At 65.9% G+C, this 18,718-nt stretch carries 8 protein-coding genes and 6 pseudogenes; 9 read left to right on the top strand and 5 right to left on the bottom strand.

Annotation, left to right across the window (positions count from 1 at the left end; translation table 11 throughout):
- Positions 1-74: 74 nt before the first annotated feature.
- On the top strand, positions 75-839 hold the full coding sequence (locus tag BMX36_RS17615) for a helix-turn-helix domain-containing protein (protein WP_093067733.1): 765 nt from the start codon (positions 75-77) through the stop codon (positions 837-839).
- A gap of 216 nt (positions 840-1,055) precedes the next feature.
- On the opposite strand, the gene BMX36_RS22325 is transcribed toward BMX36_RS17615, so the two are convergent.
- The gene (locus BMX36_RS22325) at positions 1,056-1,994 is read right to left on the bottom strand and encodes a lytic transglycosylase domain-containing protein (protein WP_305825952.1); all 939 of its coding nucleotides are present in this window, start codon (positions 1,992-1,994) and stop codon (positions 1,056-1,058) included.
- 172 nt (positions 1,995-2,166) lie between these two features.
- On the opposite strand from BMX36_RS22325, the pseudogene BMX36_RS17605 reads away from it, so the two are divergent.
- From BMX36_RS17605 to BMX36_RS17595, 3 genes and pseudogenes are all read left to right on the top strand, one after another.
- Positions 2,167-2,994: pseudogene (locus BMX36_RS17605) on the top strand (hypothetical protein); the annotation flags it as partial.
- 179 nt (positions 2,995-3,173) lie between these two features.
- The gene (locus BMX36_RS17600; RefSeq protein ID WP_093067730.1) at positions 3,174-4,679 is read left to right on the top strand and encodes a tryptophan halogenase family protein; all 1,506 of its coding nucleotides are present in this window, start codon (positions 3,174-3,176) and stop codon (positions 4,677-4,679) included.
- Positions 4,676-5,350, top strand: a complete 675-nt coding sequence (locus BMX36_RS17595) for a DUF6445 family protein (protein ID WP_093067727.1) — start codon at positions 4,676-4,678, stop codon at positions 5,348-5,350. The genes BMX36_RS17600 and BMX36_RS17595 overlap by 4 nt, the downstream gene beginning before the upstream one ends.
- On the opposite strand, the gene BMX36_RS17590 is transcribed toward BMX36_RS17595, so the two are convergent.
- Both BMX36_RS17590 and BMX36_RS17585 read right to left on the bottom strand, forming a co-directional pair.
- Entirely contained in the window at positions 5,325-7,388 is a 2,064-nt protein-coding gene (locus BMX36_RS17590) for a hypothetical protein (RefSeq protein WP_093067724.1), read from the bottom strand. The two genes, BMX36_RS17595 and BMX36_RS17590, sit on opposite strands and share 26 nt — an antisense overlap.
- A 56-nt stretch (positions 7,389-7,444) precedes the next feature.
- Complete coding sequence (locus BMX36_RS17585) at positions 7,445-9,985, bottom strand: TonB-dependent receptor domain-containing protein (protein ID WP_218142208.1); 2,541 nt, start codon at positions 9,983-9,985, stop codon at positions 7,445-7,447.
- 170 nt (positions 9,986-10,155) lie between these two features.
- Here BMX36_RS17585 and BMX36_RS17580 point away from each other — a divergent pair, with 170 nt between their 5' ends.
- Entirely contained in the window at positions 10,156-12,381 is a 2,226-nt protein-coding gene (locus BMX36_RS17580) for a glycoside hydrolase family 3 N-terminal domain-containing protein (RefSeq protein WP_093067719.1), read from the top strand.
- A gap of 22 nt (positions 12,382-12,403) precedes the next feature.
- Here BMX36_RS17580 and BMX36_RS17575 read toward each other — a convergent pair whose 3' ends face one another.
- Complete coding sequence (locus BMX36_RS17575) at positions 12,404-13,000, bottom strand: sensor histidine kinase (RefSeq protein ID WP_093067717.1); 597 nt, start codon at positions 12,998-13,000, stop codon at positions 12,404-12,406.
- 134 nt (positions 13,001-13,134) lie between these two features.
- On the opposite strand from BMX36_RS17575, the pseudogene BMX36_RS17570 reads away from it, so the two are divergent.
- A pseudogene (locus BMX36_RS17570) lies at positions 13,135-13,967 on the top strand (IS3 family transposase); the annotation flags it as partial.
- Between the two features lie 246 nt (positions 13,968-14,213).
- On the opposite strand, the pseudogene BMX36_RS17565 reads toward BMX36_RS17570, so the two are convergent.
- Positions 14,214-15,474 (bottom strand): annotated as a pseudogene (locus BMX36_RS17565) (IS110 family transposase).
- 154 nt (positions 15,475-15,628) lie between these two features.
- On the opposite strand from BMX36_RS17565, the pseudogene BMX36_RS17560 reads away from it, so the two are divergent.
- From BMX36_RS17560 to BMX36_RS17545, 3 pseudogenes are all read left to right on the top strand, one after another.
- Positions 15,629-15,967, top strand: a pseudogene (locus BMX36_RS17560) (integrase core domain-containing protein); the annotation flags it as partial.
- Positions 15,968-15,998: 31 nt separating this feature from the next.
- Positions 15,999-16,472 (top strand): annotated as a pseudogene (locus tag BMX36_RS17555) (recombinase family protein); the annotation flags it as partial.
- A 992-nt stretch (positions 16,473-17,464) separates the two neighbouring features.
- A pseudogene (locus tag BMX36_RS17545) lies at positions 17,465-18,712 on the top strand (Tn3 family transposase); the annotation flags it as partial.
- Positions 18,713-18,718 lie beyond the last annotated feature (6 nt).

Here is an 18,718-nt window from a genome sequence, read left to right as displayed (position 1 = left end):
CGACCGTCAAGGATGCGCGTTTCGCGCCACGCATTTTCTTTGCCTGGGCCCGGCCTCCATAAGGAGGAAGGAAGATGGGGTTGTTTTCAGTCGGCGAGGCCGGCATCGCCGCGTTGTCGGGGATGCCGGTGTGCCGCTCGCGGGCGAAATCGGGTGCGCCGCATCCGACCGGCGCGCCGGTGTTGCGCGGCAGCCGAGAGGCAGGGACGTTCGAGGACACGTTCTTTTCGGTGCCGGCGAAAGGCGAGACCGACCGACTGCTCGCGGCCGCCAGACGCGCGCTCGACGAGGGACGTCGGCTAAAACGCGAGGCGCGCGCGGGCAAGCGCTCGCTGAGCGTCGCCGAGCGTCTCCTGACGTTGCTGACCAGCGCGGCGATACGCGTCTATGAGGAACTGCTGACGCTCGCGCGGCTGTGCAAGGGACAGGTCTATCCGTCCTACGCGGGTCTCGCCGAGCGCACCGGTTTGGGCGAGGCCACGATCGGGCGGGTGCTGAATATCCTCGAGACGGTCGGGCTGCTCGCACGCCAGCGGCGCTTCGAACGGGTGCCCGGCAGTGGACCGGGGCCGCGCTACGCACAGACCTCGAATGTCTATCGCGCTCTCCTGCCCGATTGCGTGAAGCGGATATTGCCGCGCCGCTTACGCCCCGCGCCGCTACCCGATGACGACATCCAGCGACGTGCCGATGTGGAGCAAGCGACGCGCGATATGCTGGCGAGGCTCGGCCTCGGCGAGCGCGCGCGTGTCGAGATCGGCGGCGAACTCGGTGAGCTGCTCGCCCGCATGGGGGCCACGATCGAGGCGCGCCAGCGTGACACTCATGATGATGATTAACCGCTACGGGATTCTATTTAATATAACGCCAATGGCGTTGCCCTAGTCGGGCAACACGTCGGGCCTGACGGCCTGATTGCCGAACCGTCGGAAATAATCCCAAACCTTGCATGTACGGAACATGCGGGAGCGTCGGCTATCGCCGCCGCAATGCTCCCCGACGGAAGCAAGCGGATCCGGCGCGTCCAATTCCCCGGCGTCGTGCAGGTAGCACCGTCAGAAGGTGGAGATCGCGACACCTGGCCCGCGTACTGCCATGGAGGTGAGAGGCGGTGCCACAGGTAACGACGACGCCTGGACCGTTGCGACCCGACCGAAGCCGGAGAGGCGGCTCCAGTTGGTCAGGATGTTGGCGACATATTCACGCGTCTCGGTGATCCGGGGGATCTGCCCGCCGCGCACCCGGCCGGGACCGGCATTGTACGCGGCCAGTGCCAGATGGACCTGCCCGAAGCGGTCGAGCTGCTGGCGCAGATAGCGTGCCCCGCCGCGCAGATTGCCGATGATATCGAAGCGGTTTACCCCGAGCCCGTCGGCGGTGCCGGGCATCAGCTGGGTGAGGCCATAGGCGCGCTTGGGCGAGATCGCTGCCGGATCGTAGCGGCTCTCGCGCATGATGACGGCATCGAACAGCCCGACCGGGATGCCGTGCTCGCACGCGATCGCGCTCATGTTCGCGTAGAAGGCGGCACGCCGCGCCTCGGCACCGCGGGACAGGATGCCCGACGGGCGATAGCCGACGGGCGTACAGCCGGGGGTGAAGACCGGCGGCGCCATCGGGAGGGCCGGGCCTGCCGGCCGCATCCAGAACGGCACCGATATCGGCGAGGACGCCGCGACCGGAAGCGCCGGCACGGCCATGTTCGCGGCATCGATCGGGGCAGGAACGACGCCTTCGACATTGCCGCGCAGCTCGTTGACCATGCGGTATTCGACATAGCGCCGGCTGAGGTCATGCACCGCGAACCCGGGGATTTCGGGTGGCGACGAGATGCCGGCAGGCACGCCGGCCTCGCTTCGCGCGCCAAGACCGGTGGGTTCCGACGCACCGCCCATCGCGATCATCTGCACCTGACGGTTCCCCCTCCTGGGTTGAGCATTCGCCGGCACTGTAATCATCGCCGCCAATGCAGCCCCTGTGATCCACTTCTTCATGACCGGTCCCCCGCTCGTCTCTGTGTCGTCGAATCAAGAAGAGCCGGTCGCGGACACCACGGTCAAATCATCGCAGCGAAATCGACGGACGATGACGAAATCGCTGGACAAGTGGAAAACTTCGTTTTCCGATACCGTCAATATTTCCCGTGCCGGGACGGATGCGCAACGCATGTGGCTGGTCGACCGCGACACTTCGGGCGAAGGCCCCAACCGCATCCCGCTCCCGGGGCCGCTGCGCGCGGCGCTGGTGCGCTGGTATGTCGGCGAGGGGGATCATGGCGACGAGCAGGCCGGCATACGCCTCGTCCAGAACGCGCGCATCGGCCACAAATGGCTCGCCTGCGACTGTCTCGGCCGCCAGCTCGCCCCCCCGATCCTGACGCCGGCCTATCTCTCCGAGGCGGAAACCTATTATCTGCGCCGCCTGACCGGCACGAAGCGCGCCGAACATCGCGGCGACAGCCCGTTCTTCCGCGACCAGGCGACCGCGCGGATCTCGGAGGTGCGTAGCCGGCACGCACCGGCGAAACCGCCCGAGGGCTTCTTCGAGGTGCTGAAGCCCGCGCCCGAGAAGCTGGCGCAGCGCCCAGAGGACGACAGCACCGACGACCGGACGCGCAACGCCGCCACCCCCAAACTCGCGCGGCAGCTGTGGCGGTTGCTCGATGTCGCTGGGGTCAACCGGGTCGCGCCGCTCTCGGCACGGGTGGATTGGTCGCTCGGCACCAGCCTCGCCTCGGTCACCCGCGCGTCAACGGGCATTCCCGTGGCACCGGGAATCGAACTGTCGCGCGCCTTCTGGACGCACGCCGCCCCGCTCCACGCCGGTCATGTCCATGCGCGTCTGGACATGCTCACCCCGCACTGGCCGAAGGGGCACGCGCCGCAAGGCTTCGTGCTCCTCTATGCCCGGGCGTTCAAGGGAACCGCGATCGAGGTGGCGGACGGCGAGCCGGTCACGCTGGTCAACCGCGTCCAGTCACCCTCCACGCTCGGCCAGCGTCTCGGATGGCAGTCATGAGAGCGTACGTTTTCGACCATCCTCTCACCGGTCCCGTACCTTGCCGCCAAGGGTGTGGCCGCGCCCGCACGACGTCACCCGTCAGCGCCGACGGATTATCGGCAAGGCTCCAGTAACCCGGTTCTCAACGCGATCCCGCGCGGGTACGACAGGGCATGGAAGCACCGGATCGAGTTCGTCGCGTCGTCATCCTCGGGGGTGGTACCGCCGGGTGGATGACCGCGGCGGCATTGTCGCGCAGCCTCGGCCCTGGCGTCGCGATCACGCTGCTGGAATCCGATGCGATCGGCACGGTGGGGGTCGGCGAGGCGACGATCCCGACCATCCACTGGTTCAACGAACTGGTCGGGATTGACGAGGCGGCTTTCCTGCGGGTGACGCAGGCAACCTTCAAGCTCGGCATCGAATTCGTCGACTGGACGGCACCGGGGCATCGTTATTTCCACCCGTTCGGGCAGTTCGGCGCGGCACTGCCCGGCGTCGCGTTCCACCATCGCTGGCTGAAGGCGCAGGCCGAGGGCCTCGACGTGCCGCTGTCCGCCCTGTCGCTCGCCGCTGCGCTGGCGGCCCAAGGGCGGTTCGCGAAGCCGGCCGGTGATGCGCGGTCGATCCTGTCGACGCTCGGCTATGCCTATCACTTCGATGCCGGGCTGTACGCGGCCTATCTTCGGCGGCTGAGTGAGGGGGCCGGCGTGACCCGGATCGAGGGCACCCTGCACCATGTCGAGCGCGACGCCGCAACCGGCTTCGTGACCGCGCTGACCACCGAACGCGGCGAGCGGATCGAGGGCGAGCTGTTCATCGACTGCTCCGGCTTCCGCGCGCTGCTGATCGCCGGGGAAATGGGCGAGGGGTATGAGGACTGGTCGCACTGGCTGCCCTGCGACCGCGCAGTCGCGGTGCCGTGCGCCCGCGTCGCGCCGACGACGCCCTATACCCGATCGACCGCGCGCGCGGCCGGATGGCAATGGCGTATTCCGCTGCAGCACCGTACCGGCAACGGCTATGTCTATGCCAGCGCCTATCTCTCGGACGATGCGGCGGCGGCGACGCTGCTCGGCAGCCTCGACGGCGAGCCGCTGGCGGAACCCCGTTTCCTGCGCTTCACCGCGGGCACGCGGCGTCGGCCGTGGCGGGGCAATGTCGTGGCCATCGGGCTGTCATCGGGGTTTCTCGAACCGCTGGAATCGACCAGCATCCACCTGATCCAGAGCGGCATCGCCAAGCTGCTGACCTTGTTCCCTAATCGTGATTTCGATCCCGCGCTGTCCGACCGGTTCAACGCGGTGTTCGCGCGCGACATGGACGGGATCAAGGATTTCCTGATCCTGCACTATCATGCCACCAGCGGACGCGACGATCCGCTGTGGCGTCATTGCCGGACGATGCCGTTGCCCGACAGCCTGCGCGCGCGCGAGGAGCAATATCGCCGGTCCGGCCGGATCATCCTCGAATCCGACGAACTGTTTCGCGAGGCGAGCTGGCTGGCGGTGCTGAACGGGCAGGGGATCGTGGCGGGCGGCTACAACCCGCTGGCCGATGCGATCGATGGCGCTACCAACCGGGCACAGGTGCGGCAGATCGCGGAGGTCGTCGCCCGCGCCGCGCCGACCTTGCCGATGCACGATGCCGCGCTGGCGGCAATCCTCGCCGCGGCATGACGGCCCCCGATATCGTCGGTCGGCGGATCGGGCAGGAGCGGCAGCCGATCGCGATCGTCGATCACTTCCATCCTGACCCCGCGGGTCTCCGAGCCTTTGCCGCGGCGGCGCGGTTCGAACCGGCGCAGCGGCAATATCCAGGCGTCCGTACTGCATTGCCGACAACCTATTTTAAAGACGTTAGGTCGGTCTTTTCACGAGTGCTGGCGGGGGTGTTCGGTCATCGCGGGGCCGTCGCGCTGCTCGACGCCAGCTTTTCGATCGTGACCACGCCACCCGATGCCCTGACGGTACAGCAGCGAATGCCGCATTTCGACGCGGTTGAGGGGGACCGGATCGCACTGGTCCATTATCTGGGCGGCGAGGACGATGGCGGCACGGCATTCTATCGCCACCGGGCGACCGGGTTCGAGACGATCGATGCCACGCGCGCACCGATCTATCTGAATGCGATTTCCGCCGAGGTTGGCAACGCGCCGCCGCCGACTGCCTATGTCGACGGATCAACGCCGTTGTTCGAACAGATTTCGGCCGTCGATGCGCGGCCGAACCGGGCGGTCGTCTATCGCAGCGCGCTGCTGCACAGCGGCCGGATACCGCCTGCCGCGTCGCTCAGCGCCAATCCCCTGACGGGCAGGCTGACGGTTACCGCCTTCCTGTCGCTGGGTTGATCGTGCGGGGCGGCCGGACCGCCAGATAGACGGTACTCCACAGCTGCGCCGCGTTGGATTCGTCGACGTCCTGCTTCCCCGCACCGAAGGCGACCACCTGATAGCGACCGCTACGATAGGCCCAGGACCATAGTTCCGAACTCTGCGTTGCGCGTGTCGCATTGATCGCGCGCCACAACGTCGCTTGCGCCCGCGTCAGTACCGCGCGGGTGGCAGGCGGCAGGTCGCGGCGGGCAAGCTGGCGTTCGAGGCCGGCCGCGAACAGTGCCTGTTGCCACGACCACACCACTGCCCCGTGATAGGCTCCAGGAGTGAAGCGCGCCTGCACCGCCGCGTCGGTCTGCGCCGCGTTCGCCACCAGCATCCCGATATCGGTCATCAACCCGGCGGGGAACGGCCGCATCGCGGCGGTGACATAGGTTTCGAGGTCAGCCGGCGACGGTTCGGCGAACATCAGCGCGAAACCCTCGTCGGAATTGACGATCGGGATCGGCCGCCCGCCATCGTCGAGGGCGATCGCGTGGAACGTCAGCGGCGCGGTGCCGAGCGATGCGAGTGCAGGGGCAGCCGGAATGCCGAGACTGCGCGCATAGCCTTCGATCCGGGGCCTTGCCTGCGCGGCCGGTGTCGACACGCGGAACAGTGCCGGTGCACGCGTCCGCCAGACGGTGGCCATTGCCTCCGCACGGGCCAGCGCCGCGCGGTCATCGGCCGTCAGATAGCGGTCAAGCAACCCGGCGCGCATCAACCGCGCCGCCGCCTCCAGCGCCGCCGGCACGAACACCGCATTGACGTCATAGGCATAGCGCCCACGACCGAGCCCTTCCTCGCTGTCGCGCCATTGTCCGGTCAGCCGGCCCTTGCCGATTGCGACCAGTCGCGCATAGCCGGGATCGTCGGCAAAGGGACGCGCGGTGTCGATGACGAAGCGCAGGTTGCGCACCAGTGCCTTGCCCGCCGGCGCGGTCGTGCCGGGTACACCTTCGCTCACCAACGGCCGGTCCAGAAAGGCGCGGGCGCTGACGGGGGTACCATGGTCGAGCAGGTACGCCGCCGCGACGGGAGCCAGCATATAGTCGTCGTCGACCATTGCGTAGTCGAGGACTGCCGCATCGCCGCTGCCGCCATGCTGGCGACGGTCGACGACGGCGAACTCCCCGATACCCTCCTCGTGCGCCACGTCGCCACGGGCATCAAGCCTTGCCAGAACCGATCCGAGGCCGGCTTCGATCGCCTGCGGTTGCAGCACCGGCATCAGTAGCCGGACCGACATCAGGGTGTCCCGCCCGAAATAGGTCTGGAACCGCCACGATCCCGCGAGGAATTTCTCGCGATAGCTCAGGAAGCGCAGGGCATTGCGCGCGCCCGGGTCTTTGGCGGCGCGTGCGTTCAGAAGTTCGTTTTCGGCAAGGCCGGTCAGCGGCGTCTCGCCGCTCGACGCCGTGATCTCCATCCGCAACGGCCGGCCGGCATCGGCGACCATCGCGCCGTTCCGGATGCTGCCCGACAACAAACGGACCTGCAACAGATAGCCGGGCTTGCCGTCGAGGCGTGGGCGGCTCCAGCGGATGGTGTTGCCGCTGACGACCGGATCGACCGCGACCTCTTTCGGGAAACGACCGACCGATTGGTAGTCGCGCAGGAAGCGAATCGACGAGAGGACCGCCTGCTTGATCCGCAGCTGTGGCGCATCGATACTGGCGACGGTGACGACCGCCGGCTGCGGTCCGGCGACGCCCGGTGCGCTGGTCGGACGGGGCGCCTGCTCAATCCGCCATGTTGCGCCGCGCGGTACCGCGTCGAACCACAGCCCGACGCCGCTGTTGCCCGCCGGAAACGCGACGAGGATGCGCGGATCGGTGCCATTGCGCAGGAGCAGATGCGCCGCCACCGGCCCTTCGCGGACGAAGGCGTTGAGATTTTGGCCTTCGGTGAGCTGATAGGCGAGTTCGGGCGCCTTTGCGGGCCGTTGGGCTACTGCCAGTCCCGTTCCGGCCAGCATCGCACCTGCCAGCATCCACCGCGCCACGGTCTTCATCCACCACCTCTTCCGCAAGGGCGGGGTGCCGCAATACGCCGCGACACCCCCTTCGTTCAGAACCGGAACGTCAGCGTCCCGCCATAGGTCGGCCCGACGATACCGCGCGCGTAGAAATAGCCGTCGGTGATCGCCTGCGTCTGTCCCTGACGTGGATTGCCTTCGGTCAGGCCCACGACGTCGAACACATTGTCCGCGTTCAGGTTCAGTTGCACCCGCTTGCTGAGGTTCAGGTTCACGCCGATCCCGGTGACGCCATAGCTGGGCAGGGCAATGCCGTTGCCGTTGTCGGCGAAAATCTTGCCGACGAACTTGTACCGGGCATAGATGTCGCCCACCCCGTTGGGCAGCGTGAGCGTCGGCAGGATGGTGAACAACTGGGCGGGGGTACGCTCCGGCCGGTTGCCCTCGAACGCAGCGCCCTGATCGACACCGTCGAGCTGCAGGTTGAGCAGTTGCGGGTCCTGGAACACGCCCTGGAAGTCGACCGAGAACCAGTTGGTCGGACGCACCACGAAGTCGATCTCGACGCCCTTGGTGCGCAGGTCGGCGTTCAGGTTCTGCTGCTGCGAGGGGTTGGCGGGGTTCGCGAAGTTATAGTTCTGATTGTCGAAATTGGTGCGGAACACGGTCGCCGAGCCGGAGAAGAGGCGGCCATATTGATAGCGGACGCCGGCTTCGTACAGTTCGATCGTGGTGATCGGGTCGACATTGTTGGTCTGGAACCCGTTGGCATAGCGGGCATAGACCGAGAAGTTCGGCGTGATGAGATAGTTCGCGCCGACGGTCCACGACGCCTTGCGCTGCGTGCGCTGCCGCGTCGCGAAGGTGCCGTCGAAGCTGGAGCCGACATTGCGGATCACGCCGCCGACGCCGGGCTGCACCGCCTGGTTCACCGCCAACTGGTTGCCGTCGAGCGCAGTCGCGTCATCGCTTTCCCACCGCACGCCGCCATCGACGCGCAGGTCGCCGAATGCGACCTCGTCGTTGACGTACAGCGAGACGGCCGAGTCCCGGCGCTCGCGGATGCCGGCACCCCAGTCGCCATAGGAGACGAGGCCGTTGTCCGACAGCGTCCCGATGACCTGGTTGTTACCGTCCAGCGCGACGATGTCGTACACGTCGCTGTTGGTGCGAACGTCGTTGACCATGCTGGCGGTCGCCGACTGATCCTGTTTCCGGATCACGTTGTAATACATGACGCCGGCGGTCAGCGAGTTCTTGAACCGGTCGTTCTCATATTCCCAGCGACCGCCGACGTTCGCGCCGAAGTCGCGGCCGTCGATATAGTCGTGGTTCAGCGTCGTGCGCTGGAGGAAGCCGTTGCCCGCCAGTGCGGCAAGCTGGGCCGTCTGGTTCGAACCGAGCACGACGCCGGTGCGCAGATTTTTGATGCCGAAGCGCGTCGCGGCCGGATAGGCGGCACGGCCGAGTGTCAGGAGGTCGTTGATCGGCGAGGTGGCACCGGGCGTCAGATAATTCTGCGCACTGGTCAGGCCGGCATTGCCCGTACCCGATCCGGGGAAGAGGCCGTTGAAGTCGTAGGAATATTTCAGGTAGCGGACATGGGCGAACAGATCGACCGTCTCGCCCACCGGCTTTTCGATGTCGAAGCGGACCTGCGCGGTCTTGGCCTTGATCCCGTCGCGATAGCGGAATTCGCGGAAGCCACTGGGATGGGCGAAGGTCGATACCGGCACCGCAATGTTGGCGAAGGAATCGCCGCCGACATTGCCGTCCTGCGTGTCGAGACCCGGAATACCGCGCACCTTGCCACCGTCGAGGCGGTACGGCATCGTCGCATAATAGGCGTTCTCGACATCGCCGCCCTTTGCCGACAGCCGGGCATAACCGCCATCGTCGAAGCGATATTCGAGCATCCCCTTCAACCGCCAGCCGGCATAGTCGAACGGGTTCTCGCGCACGCCGGGGCTCGACTGGATATAGCCGCCGACATTGAAGGCGAGCCGTTCGCTCAGCGGCTGCGAATAATAGAATTCGCCGCGCTTCATCCCGTAATTATAGGCGCTGACTCGCGCTGCGCCTTCGGCTTCGTTGAAGTTCGGGCGCTTCGAAATGAAGTTGATCGTCGCGCCGGCGCCATTGACCGTCAGCACGCCCGACGAACCGCCCTTGACCGCTTCGAGGCGATCGATGGTCAGGTCCTGGTCGAAGAAGAAGTCGGCCCCGCCGCCGCCGTACAGGATCGGCATGCCGTCCTCCTGCAACTGCACGAAGCGCTGGCCGCCGCCCTGAAGGCCGCGGACCGAATAGTTGTTCGACACCTGGCCCGCGGTCGCTTCGACGAAGATGCCGGGCACCAGTTCGAGCATGTCGGCGGTCGAGCGCGGCGCGCGACGATCGATGTCGGCGCGGTCGGCGAGCGTGATGTCGGCCGATGCGGTGATGAGCGGACGGTCGCGCGACGTGGTGCCGGTGACGACGATCACGTCCTGCTGGTCATCGGCCGTGGCCGCGTCGGTAGTCGCCGGCGCGGCGGGATCGGCCGGCTGGGTCTGTGCCCATGCGACGGTCGGCAGCAACGCGGCGCTGGCCAGCAACGCGGCACGCGCCACATTGCGGTTGAAACTCGACATCATCCTCTCCCACCCTCGAAATTCGTTGGTCCCGTCATTTCTGGGACCGGTTACATCTAGACGGGGCGGCACATGCCGGCAATCATGGTATGCCGTCGACACGATGAGAAAGTTCTGCTGTGGCGATTGCGCAACAATGGTGTCGAAGCGCCGAACTTAACCGACGGAAAATGTTGAAGACATCGCTGCTGGCGGCCGGAGGCATCCTGATCGGTGGCGCGACCCGCGTGGCGTCGCCACGGGTCGAGGCGCTGATCGCGCGCATGACACTGGCGGAAAAGGCCGGGCAGCTCAGCTGTTTCAACGACGAAATTCGCCCGGTGGGCGCGGTGTTCAATCCGGTGGTTTCGCCGCGCGGGGCAAATGCGATGCTGGCCGACATCAGGGCCGGGCAGATCGGGATGCTCTTCAACGGCTATGGCGTGGCCGGGGCGCGGCGAGCGCAGGCGGCGGCGCTGGAAAGCCGGCTGCGCATCCCGCTGCTCTTTGCCGCCGATGTCCTGCACGGATGCCGGACGATCTTTCCGATCCCGCTGGCAGAAGCGGCGGCGTTCGATCCCGACCTTTCGCGGCGCGCCGCGCGGGCCGTGGCGCAGGAGACGACCGCCAGCGGTATCCACTGGACCTTTGCGCCGATGGTCGACGTCGCGCGCGATCAGCGTTGGGGCCGGGTGGCAGAGGGGGCGGGCGAGGATGTACTGCTCAACTGTCTGCTCGCGGCGGCGCGGGTCGAGGGATTTCAGGGGCCGGACCTGACGAAGCCCGACGCGCTGCTGGCAACCCCCAAGCATTTCGTCGGCTATGGCGCGGTGCGGGGCGGCATGGAATATGCGGCAGTCGACATGAGCACGGCCGAGCTGCGCGAGACGTTCGTACCGCCGTTCGCCGCCGCCTTCACCGCCGGCGCGGGTGCGACGATGGCGTCGTTCACCGATTTCAACGGCGTGCCGGTCAGCGCGAACCGGCCGCTGCTGACCGACCTGCTGCGAGCCGAACTGGGGTTCGACGGGGTGTGCGTGTCTGATTACGATGCCGACCGCGAGCTGATCGCCCACGGCATCGCCGCCGACGAAGCCGATGCCGCCCGGCTCGCCATCCTTGCCGGGATCGACATGTCGATGCAGAGCGGGCTGTACCAGCGTCACCTGCCGGCGCTGGTCGAAGACGGGCGGGTGCCGATCGCAGCGGTGGATCAGGCGGTGCGGCGCGTGCTGACGCTGAAGGAGCGATTGGGGCTGTTCGACGATCCGTTCCGGTCGCTCGATCGCCACGCGGAGCGGCGGGAGCGGGGCAGCCGGGCGATCCGGGATATGGCGCGCACGGTCGCGACGCGATCGATCGTCCTGTTGCGCAACGATGGCGACCTGTTGCCGTTGTCCCGGCGGGGCAAGCGGCTCGCGCTGATCGGCCCGTTCGGCGCGGACCGCGCGAACCTGAACGGACCATGGTCGTTCGCGGGCGATCCGGCCGAGGGTATCGATCTGGCGACCGGGCTGCGCGCGGCGCTGACCGATCCGGCATCGCTGATCGTCGAGGCAGGGAGCGGAATTTCCGAGCCGCTACCAGGCGGGATCGAGCGGGCGGTCGCCGCCGCGCGTGCCGCCGATATCGTCCTGCTGGCGATCGGCGAAGGTGCCGACATGTCGGGCGAAGGCAATAGCCGGGTCGAGATTACCGTGCCCGTCGCGCAGCAGGCGCTGGCAGACGCGGTTGCGGCGACCGGCACGCCCGTCGTCGTGCTGCTGCGCCACGGCCGTGCGTTGGCACTGACTGGCGCGGTACGCGACGCTCCGGCCCTGCTCGCCACCTGGTTCCTCGGCGAACAGACCGGTCCAGCCGTCGCCGACATGCTGTTCGGCGCGGTCGAGCCGACCGGGCGACTGCCGGTCAGCTTCCCGCTCGCTACCGGACAGCAGCCCTGGTCCTATGACCGGCGCAGTACCGGGCGACCGGCGCCGGATGCCGACCCGAAAGCGGCCGGGCGTAGCCATTGGCGCGATGCCCCCGACCGGGCGCTATACCCGTTCGGATCGGGCATGAGCTATACTCGCTTCACCCTGTCGGACCTCCGGGTACCGGCCACGGTCGCCGCCGGGGCACCGCTGTCGGTGTCGGTGAGGGTGCGCAACGTCGGTGCCCGGACCGGATCCGCGCTCGTTCGGCTGGACGTGCACGACCGCGTGGCGAGCCGGACGCGACCGGTGCGGCAGATGAAGGCGTTCCAGCGGGTGACGCTGGCAGCAGGGAGCGAGGCGCAGGTCGAGCTTCGCATCGCGGCCGATGGGCTGGCGCTGGTAGCAAACGATGGTCGTTGGCAGGTAGAACCGGGTATGTTCGATCTGTGGGTCGATGCGGGTGAAGGAACCGAAATCGCCGGAACGTTCCGGGTAGAATAGCGCGCGGTCGCCTCCGGAACCGTCAATCCCGGACCCGGCCGGCCTCCGCCAAGGGGGCGTTCAGCGTGAACACCAAACCGGTCGGCTGAAAATCGAGCTGCGCGTCACCCTGGAAATAGGCGCGAAGCGAGCGTTCGATCATACGCGAACCGAAGCCGTGGCGGCTGGGACGCTCCACCGGCGGGCCGTCCTTCTCACGCCATTCCATGGCGAAACGGGGTTCGTCGGCGCCGGAGCCGTCCGACACCTCCCAGGTCAGCACCACCCGACCATGCTCGGCCGACAGCGCGCCATATTTGCAGGCGTTGGTCGCCAGTTCATGCAACGCCAGCGCGAACGCCATCGTCACCTGCGGCTTGAGGATAATGGCGGGACCGTGAAGGTCGAGCCGGTCGCCGACGCCATGTGGCGCAAGCGTCCGTTCGATCACCTCGTGCAGGTCGGCTTCCATCCACGACTTGGCGGTCAGGACGTCGGTCGCCTGCGACAGCGCGGTCAGCCGCGCGTCGAGCGCCTCGTTCGCCGAACGCAGGTCGGTTGCCTGCCGCAGCGTCTGCGACGCGACCGACTGGACGACGGCCATCACGTTCTTCAGCCGGTGGCTGAGTTCGTCGTTCAACAGTTCCTGCTGTCGCCGTGCCTGATGCTGGCCGCGATTGTCGCGCGTGACGGTGGCATAGCCGAGTGCGGTGATCTGCCCCCTTCTGAGTGGTCCAAAATTGATGATATTTTGGATTACGAAGGAGACAAGGAATGCCGAGCAAAAAGCATCGCCCGGAAGAGATTATCGGCAAGCTGCGTGAAGCGGAGGTTGTGCTGGCGCAGGGCGCGACGACCGCGGAGGCGTGTCGGCGGATCGCGGTCAGCGAGCAAACCTATTATCGGTGGCGTAAGGAATATGGCGGCCTGAAGACCGATCAGGCACGTCGGATGAAGGATCTGGAGAAGGAGAATGTGCGGCTTCGCCGTGCGATCTCGGACGTGACGCTAGACAAGCTGATATTGCAGGAGGCCGCCCGGGGAAACTTCTGAGCCCCGCGCGCCGAAGGCGCTGTATCGATCACATCAGAATGATGATGCCGGTGTCCGAGCGACGGGTCTGCCGCGTGCTCGGGCAACATCGATCGACACAGCGCAAGGTGCCTCGCGGGGCCGATGACGAAGCAGCTCTCACCGCGGATATCATTGCGCTGGCGCGGCAATATGGTCGTTATGGCTATCGCCGAGTGACGGCGTTGCTGCGCAATGCAGGGTGGCATGTGAACCGCAAACGGGTCGAGCGCATCTGGCGACGCGAGGGGCTCAAGGTGCCGCAAAGGCAGCCGAAGCGCGGGCGGCTCTGGTTGAACGACGGATCGTGCATCCGGCTTCGGCCGGAATATCCCGGGCACGTCTGGTCCTATGACTTCGTCGAGGGTCGCACCCACGATGGTCGCAAATACCGCATCCTGTCGATCATCGACGAGGCGAGCCGGGAGTGCATGGCGTTGCCCGTGGCGCGTAAGCTGAAGAGCGACGATGTGCTGGCGGCGCTGGCCGAACTGTTCGTCACGCGCGGTCCGCCCGCGCATATCCGGTCCGACAACGTCCTATGTTGGGAAGCAGCGGCGGGTTTCAGCCAGCAGATATCCATGCGCCGACAACCATCGGCGCGGCATGCATTCTGAGCCAGATGGCTCCCACCGTCAACGGGATCGCTCCCTGCCATAGCAAACACAGGATCCAGCGGCGCCGAGGCGGCCGTGGTCCTCACCATCCTTAAGACGAGATACGCACCCAGGTGGAAGGCCCGAACATTATCTACAGGGTCGCTCTCGCGCCCTCACGGCACATCAGAGAGGGGTCCTTCCACCTGGCATCCGACCGTTCGAGGAACGGCCGGTACTCTGTCCCCGTCTTGATGACGGCGTGAGCCACGCGCGCCATCTTGGCGGTGAGCGCCGTCATCGCCTTGCGGCGACGGTCGGCATCGTCCGCGTGCCCGGCGACATATCGTCCGAGCTTATCGCGGAAGCTATTGTCGCGCTGACGCGCGGCAACTTGAGCAGCCATCCAGAAAGTCCGGCGCAATCGTGCGTTGCCGTACTTGGACAGCTTTGTCCGGCCACGGAACGTGCCCGACTGGCAGGTTGCGAGATCGAGGCCGCAAAACTTCAGAAATTGGCGATGATGATTGAACCGGCGCAGATCACCGGCTTCCGCCAGGATGGTCAGCGCGTTGATCGGGCCGATGCCGGGAATCTTGCGCAGCAGCTGGTAATCGACATGCTCGGCCAGCCTGGCATGGGCAAGCCGCTCTATCTCGTCACGCTGCTGGATGAGACTGCGCCCCTGCGCAATGACCATACGGAACATGGTGATTGCTGCCGAATCCTCCGGGACTGGCAGAGCCACCGAAGCGCAGGCCGTTTCGTATATGTCATTGATAAGACGCGCTTTGGAAACCTTGCGGCCGATGAGAGGCCAGGCCACGGCCGAGAATGTCTCGGCGTCGAGCGCGGTGATGCTGGCAGGAGTGGGGAACCGCTCGATGAGCGCAAAAAACCAGTCGGATCTGCTGTTGCCGGCGAAGCGGGCGATCTCAGGGAAGTAGAGCGGCAAATAGTGGGTGAGGATCCGATGCCAGGTTTGCGTCTTGGCCTTGGAGATCGTTTCGTGGGTCTTCGACAGTTCCTGCAGGTCGTTGATCCCGGCCGCCAGCGGATCGACATAACGCTGCGTCGCCCCGATCCGCAGCATGTGCAGGATGACCTGGGCGTCCTTGGAATCGTTTTTGTCCCAGCCGTTGTGCAGCGCCTCGCGCGTGCGGGCGAGCGCGACCGACGAGATGAGGCGCAGCTCGAACCCCGCGGTCAGCAGTCTGTGCGCCAGCGTGCGATGGTAATTACCCGTGGCCTCGAACCCGACGACGATGGGACGGCCGATGGCAGCGAGCTGTTCGGCGAAGTCGTCATAGTCCTTCTTGGTTGCCATGACGGACAGCCGCCGGCGCCGGCCGCCTTCCGGTCGCTCGATCAGGACTTCCTGCCGGTTCTTGGACATGTCGATGGCTACCAGCACGGCGCCAGCAGGCGTAGGGGTGAGCTTGGTCATGGTCGGTCGGCCTCCAAAGTGTTGTCTCGACAACTTCACTTTAGACACCCGCTGGCCGGCCATGGCTTGCCCTGATGAACCCTGCGGCCGCTACGCGGCCTTGTCTTCATCAGGGCCATAGCGGCTCCCGAACCGGCGCTTCCCAATGTGCTATGGCCCGGAATTTATCGCGACGGCGGTGCAGGAATGGCTGGCGAAGGTCGGCGTGAAGACGCTCTACATCGCCCCCGGATCGCCATGGGAGAATGGATACTGCGAGAGCTTCAACGGGTCGCTGCGCGATGAATTGCTCAATGGCGAGATCTTCTACTCGCTCGCCGAGGCCCGGATCCTGATCGAGGCTTGGCGGCGACATTACAACACAGTCCGGCCGCACAGCTCGCTCGGGTATCGGCCACCGGCGCCAGAGGCCGTTCCATCGCCAGTGTCGCCCTCCGGTTCCGCTTCGCTCCACCTACGGCCAACACTGGCGATGGAGGCGTCAATGCACTAACAGTCCACGCGGACCACTCGGTGGGGGCCGGTCACGGGCTGAGGTGATGAAGCTGGCGCAGGCACGCCATATCGATGCGATCCTCGTTACCGAACTCAGTCGCTGGGGGCGTTCGACCCAGGACCTGCTCGATACACTCAACCGGCTGTCGGGCTGGCGCGTGTCGGTGGTCGCGATGAGCGGCATGACGTTCGAGGTCGATACGCCGCATGGGCGGATGATGGCGACGATGCTCGCAGGTATAGCCCAGTTTGAGCGCGACATGCTGAGCGAGCGGGTCCGCTCTGGCCTTGCTGCAGCGCGGGCACGTGGCCGCAAACTCGGCCGGCAACTGGGGGAGCGACCCAAGTCGGACCGCCTCGCGCCCAAAGTGTTGGCGCATATCGCCGAGGGGCGGAGCTATCGCTGGATCGCTCGCGACCTGGGACTCAGCAAGAACACGGTCGCCGGGATCGTGGCTCGCGCACGGGGTAACGTGAGCCCTGATGTCACGGTGACGACATGACCGGGGCGTCTGGACGGCTGCGTCCCGATCCCCGGCGCAAGGCGCGGTTTCGCGAAATCGCCCGAGGCATTGTCGCCAAGGATCGCTACAATCGGAAGTACGGGATCGCCGTCGACACTGCTGGCGCCATCGCGCAGGCGCTAGAGCGCGCGTACCGCGATGGAGTCCGGGACGACCCGGCCGCAGCCGTTCAAGCGCCCGAACAGGATGATGCCGGCCCGCTGGAATGGGCGTTGATCCCACCACGACCGCGAGATGCCTTCTGGAGTATCTGCCTATACACCCTGGGCCGCGATACCGATCTCCCACGTGACGGCCATCTCGCTCCGGCTATTACCGAACGCGGAACGCCCGGATGGACACTCGTGGCAGGAGGGTACACCCCTGACAGGGTGATCAGCGATAGGAGCATTGGCCCGCTTGTCCGCCTCGGCCTTATCGCGCTCGCAGTCGATTTACCGGTTCGCATGATCGTAACCGCACAGGGGAAGGAAACATGGGCTCTCTTCTGCCAGCGCGGTGGGATGTACCCTGAGGATCTCACTGACATTTGATCCATTTGATCGACATCCATCCGGCGGAATGGTGAAGGGCAGCATCCGCCCCGTTGCAGACGTTCCCAATGGTCGTCATCCCGGCGCATGCCGGGACCGTGGGCTGTCTTTAGAAGCAGCCTCACGTCCGGGCGCCCTGGCGATAGCTATCGCCTCAAGACTTGCCCACGGTCCCGGCATGCGCCGGGATGACGGATGACCGCGCCCCACCCCAAATCAGCCGTCACCCTGAACTTGTTTCAGGGTCCATCAATCCGAAAGCCCAGTTTATGATCGGCCAACCGAGATGGCGGCACGAGCCACCACGCTCCGGCACCAATCGCCCGATGGATCCTGAAACAAGTTCAGGATGACGCAAGGCGGGGGCGCGATGTCCGCTCCCCACCCCTTCTTGCCGTTTCGCTTAGGGTGTCATTTCGCCCTCAGCCGGAACCGACCCCTGCCACACGGATTACTGATGTTCTCTCACAGGTCGAGCGCTGGACGGGGTTCACACAGCACTTCGGCCATCTTTCTTCCGGGTTACCGCCAGGCGACGAACGGGCCTTTCTTGCCACGCTGATCGCCGAGGCGACCAACCTGGGTATGTCGCGAATGGCAGAAGTCTGCGGCGCAGCATCAAGGCGGGCGCTACTGCGCATGCAGACGTGGCACATGCGCGAGGAAACCTTCCGAGCCGCCCTTGCCTGTCTCACCGATGCCATCCATGCTGAACCGATCTCAGCCTGGTTCGGGGCGGGACACCGTGCTTCTGCCGATGGGCAGGCCTTTTATCTCGGTGGTGCCGGCGAGGCCGGGGGAGCGGTCAACGCGCATTACGGCCGCGACCCGGTAGTGAAGATCTACACGACGATTACCGACCGATACGCCCCTCTCCACCAAACCGTCATCGCCGGCACGGCGGGCGAGGCTATCCATGCCCTCGATGGTATCCTCGGGCACGACAGCAACGCCAATCTTACAGCTTTGCACACAGACGGCGGCGGCGTCTCCGACATCGTGTTCGCGGTGATGCATCTGCTCGGCCTCGATTTTGAGCCCCGTATTCCCCGTCTGTCGGATCGACGCCTTTACGCTTTCGAGCCCGCCGGCAGTTATGGCAAGTTGGCTCCGCTTTTTGGCCGAAAGCTCAACCGAGATATCATCGCCGGCCATTGGCCTGAGATTGCGCAGGTCATCGGCGCAATGCGTGATCGTACCGTGACCCCGTCTCTGATCCTGAAAAAGCTATCCGCCTACCGCCAGCAGAACAGCCTTGCCGCGGCCTTACGCGAGATCGGGAGGATCGAGCGGACGCTGTTCACATTGCGTTGGTTTGAGGAACCGGAACTGCGCCGGATAGTGACAGCCGAACTGAACAAGGGGGAGGCGCGCAATAGCCTGGCGCGAGCCATCGCCTTCCACCGCCTCGGGCGTTTCCGGGATCGAGGCCTCGAAAACCAACAAATCCGGGCGGCGGCGCTCAATCTTACGTCCGCCGCAATCATCCTGTTCAACTGCCGCTATCTCGGCCGCGCCGTTGACGAATTTCGGCGTCGGGGGACCCCGGTCGATCCGACCATGTTGGCCCGGCTCTCACCCTTGGGGTGGGATCACATCAACCTGACCGGAGACTATGTTTGGGCGGAAAACCTGAAACTCGATGCTGATGGCTTCATGCCGCTGCTCGCGAACCCGCTACCGTGAATCCGT

The sequence above is a fragment of the Sphingomonas sp. OV641 genome, assembly GCF_900109205.1.
Taxonomy (GTDB): domain Bacteria; phylum Pseudomonadota; class Alphaproteobacteria; order Sphingomonadales; family Sphingomonadaceae; genus Sphingomonas.
The sequence above is the reverse complement of the archived record's forward strand: the minus strand, read 5'-3'. Positions and strand labels throughout refer to the sequence as shown.

Bases quoted from the DNA above. Each gene is read 5' to 3' on its own strand.
- BMX36_RS17590 (WP_093067724.1), bottom strand. From the start codon at position 7,388: ATGAAGACCGTGGCGCGGTGGATGCTGGCAGGTGCGATGCTGGCCGGA.
- BMX36_RS17585 (WP_218142208.1), bottom strand. From the start codon at position 9,985: ATGTCGAGTTTCAACCGCAATGTGGCGCGTGCCGCGTTGCTGGCCAGC.
- BMX36_RS17600 (WP_093067730.1), top strand. From the start codon at position 3,174: ATGGAAGCACCGGATCGAGTTCGTCGCGTCGTCATCCTCGGGGGTGGT.
- BMX36_RS17580 (WP_093067719.1), top strand. From the start codon at position 10,156: ATGTTGAAGACATCGCTGCTGGCGGCCGGAGGCATCCTGATCGGTGGC.
- BMX36_RS22325 (WP_305825952.1), bottom strand. From the start codon at position 1,994: ATGAAGAAGTGGATCACAGGGGCTGCATTGGCGGCGATGATTACAGTG.
- BMX36_RS17595 (WP_093067727.1), top strand. From the start codon at position 4,676: ATGACGGCCCCCGATATCGTCGGTCGGCGGATCGGGCAGGAGCGGCAG.
- BMX36_RS17615 (WP_093067733.1), top strand. From the start codon at position 75: ATGGGGTTGTTTTCAGTCGGCGAGGCCGGCATCGCCGCGTTGTCGGGG.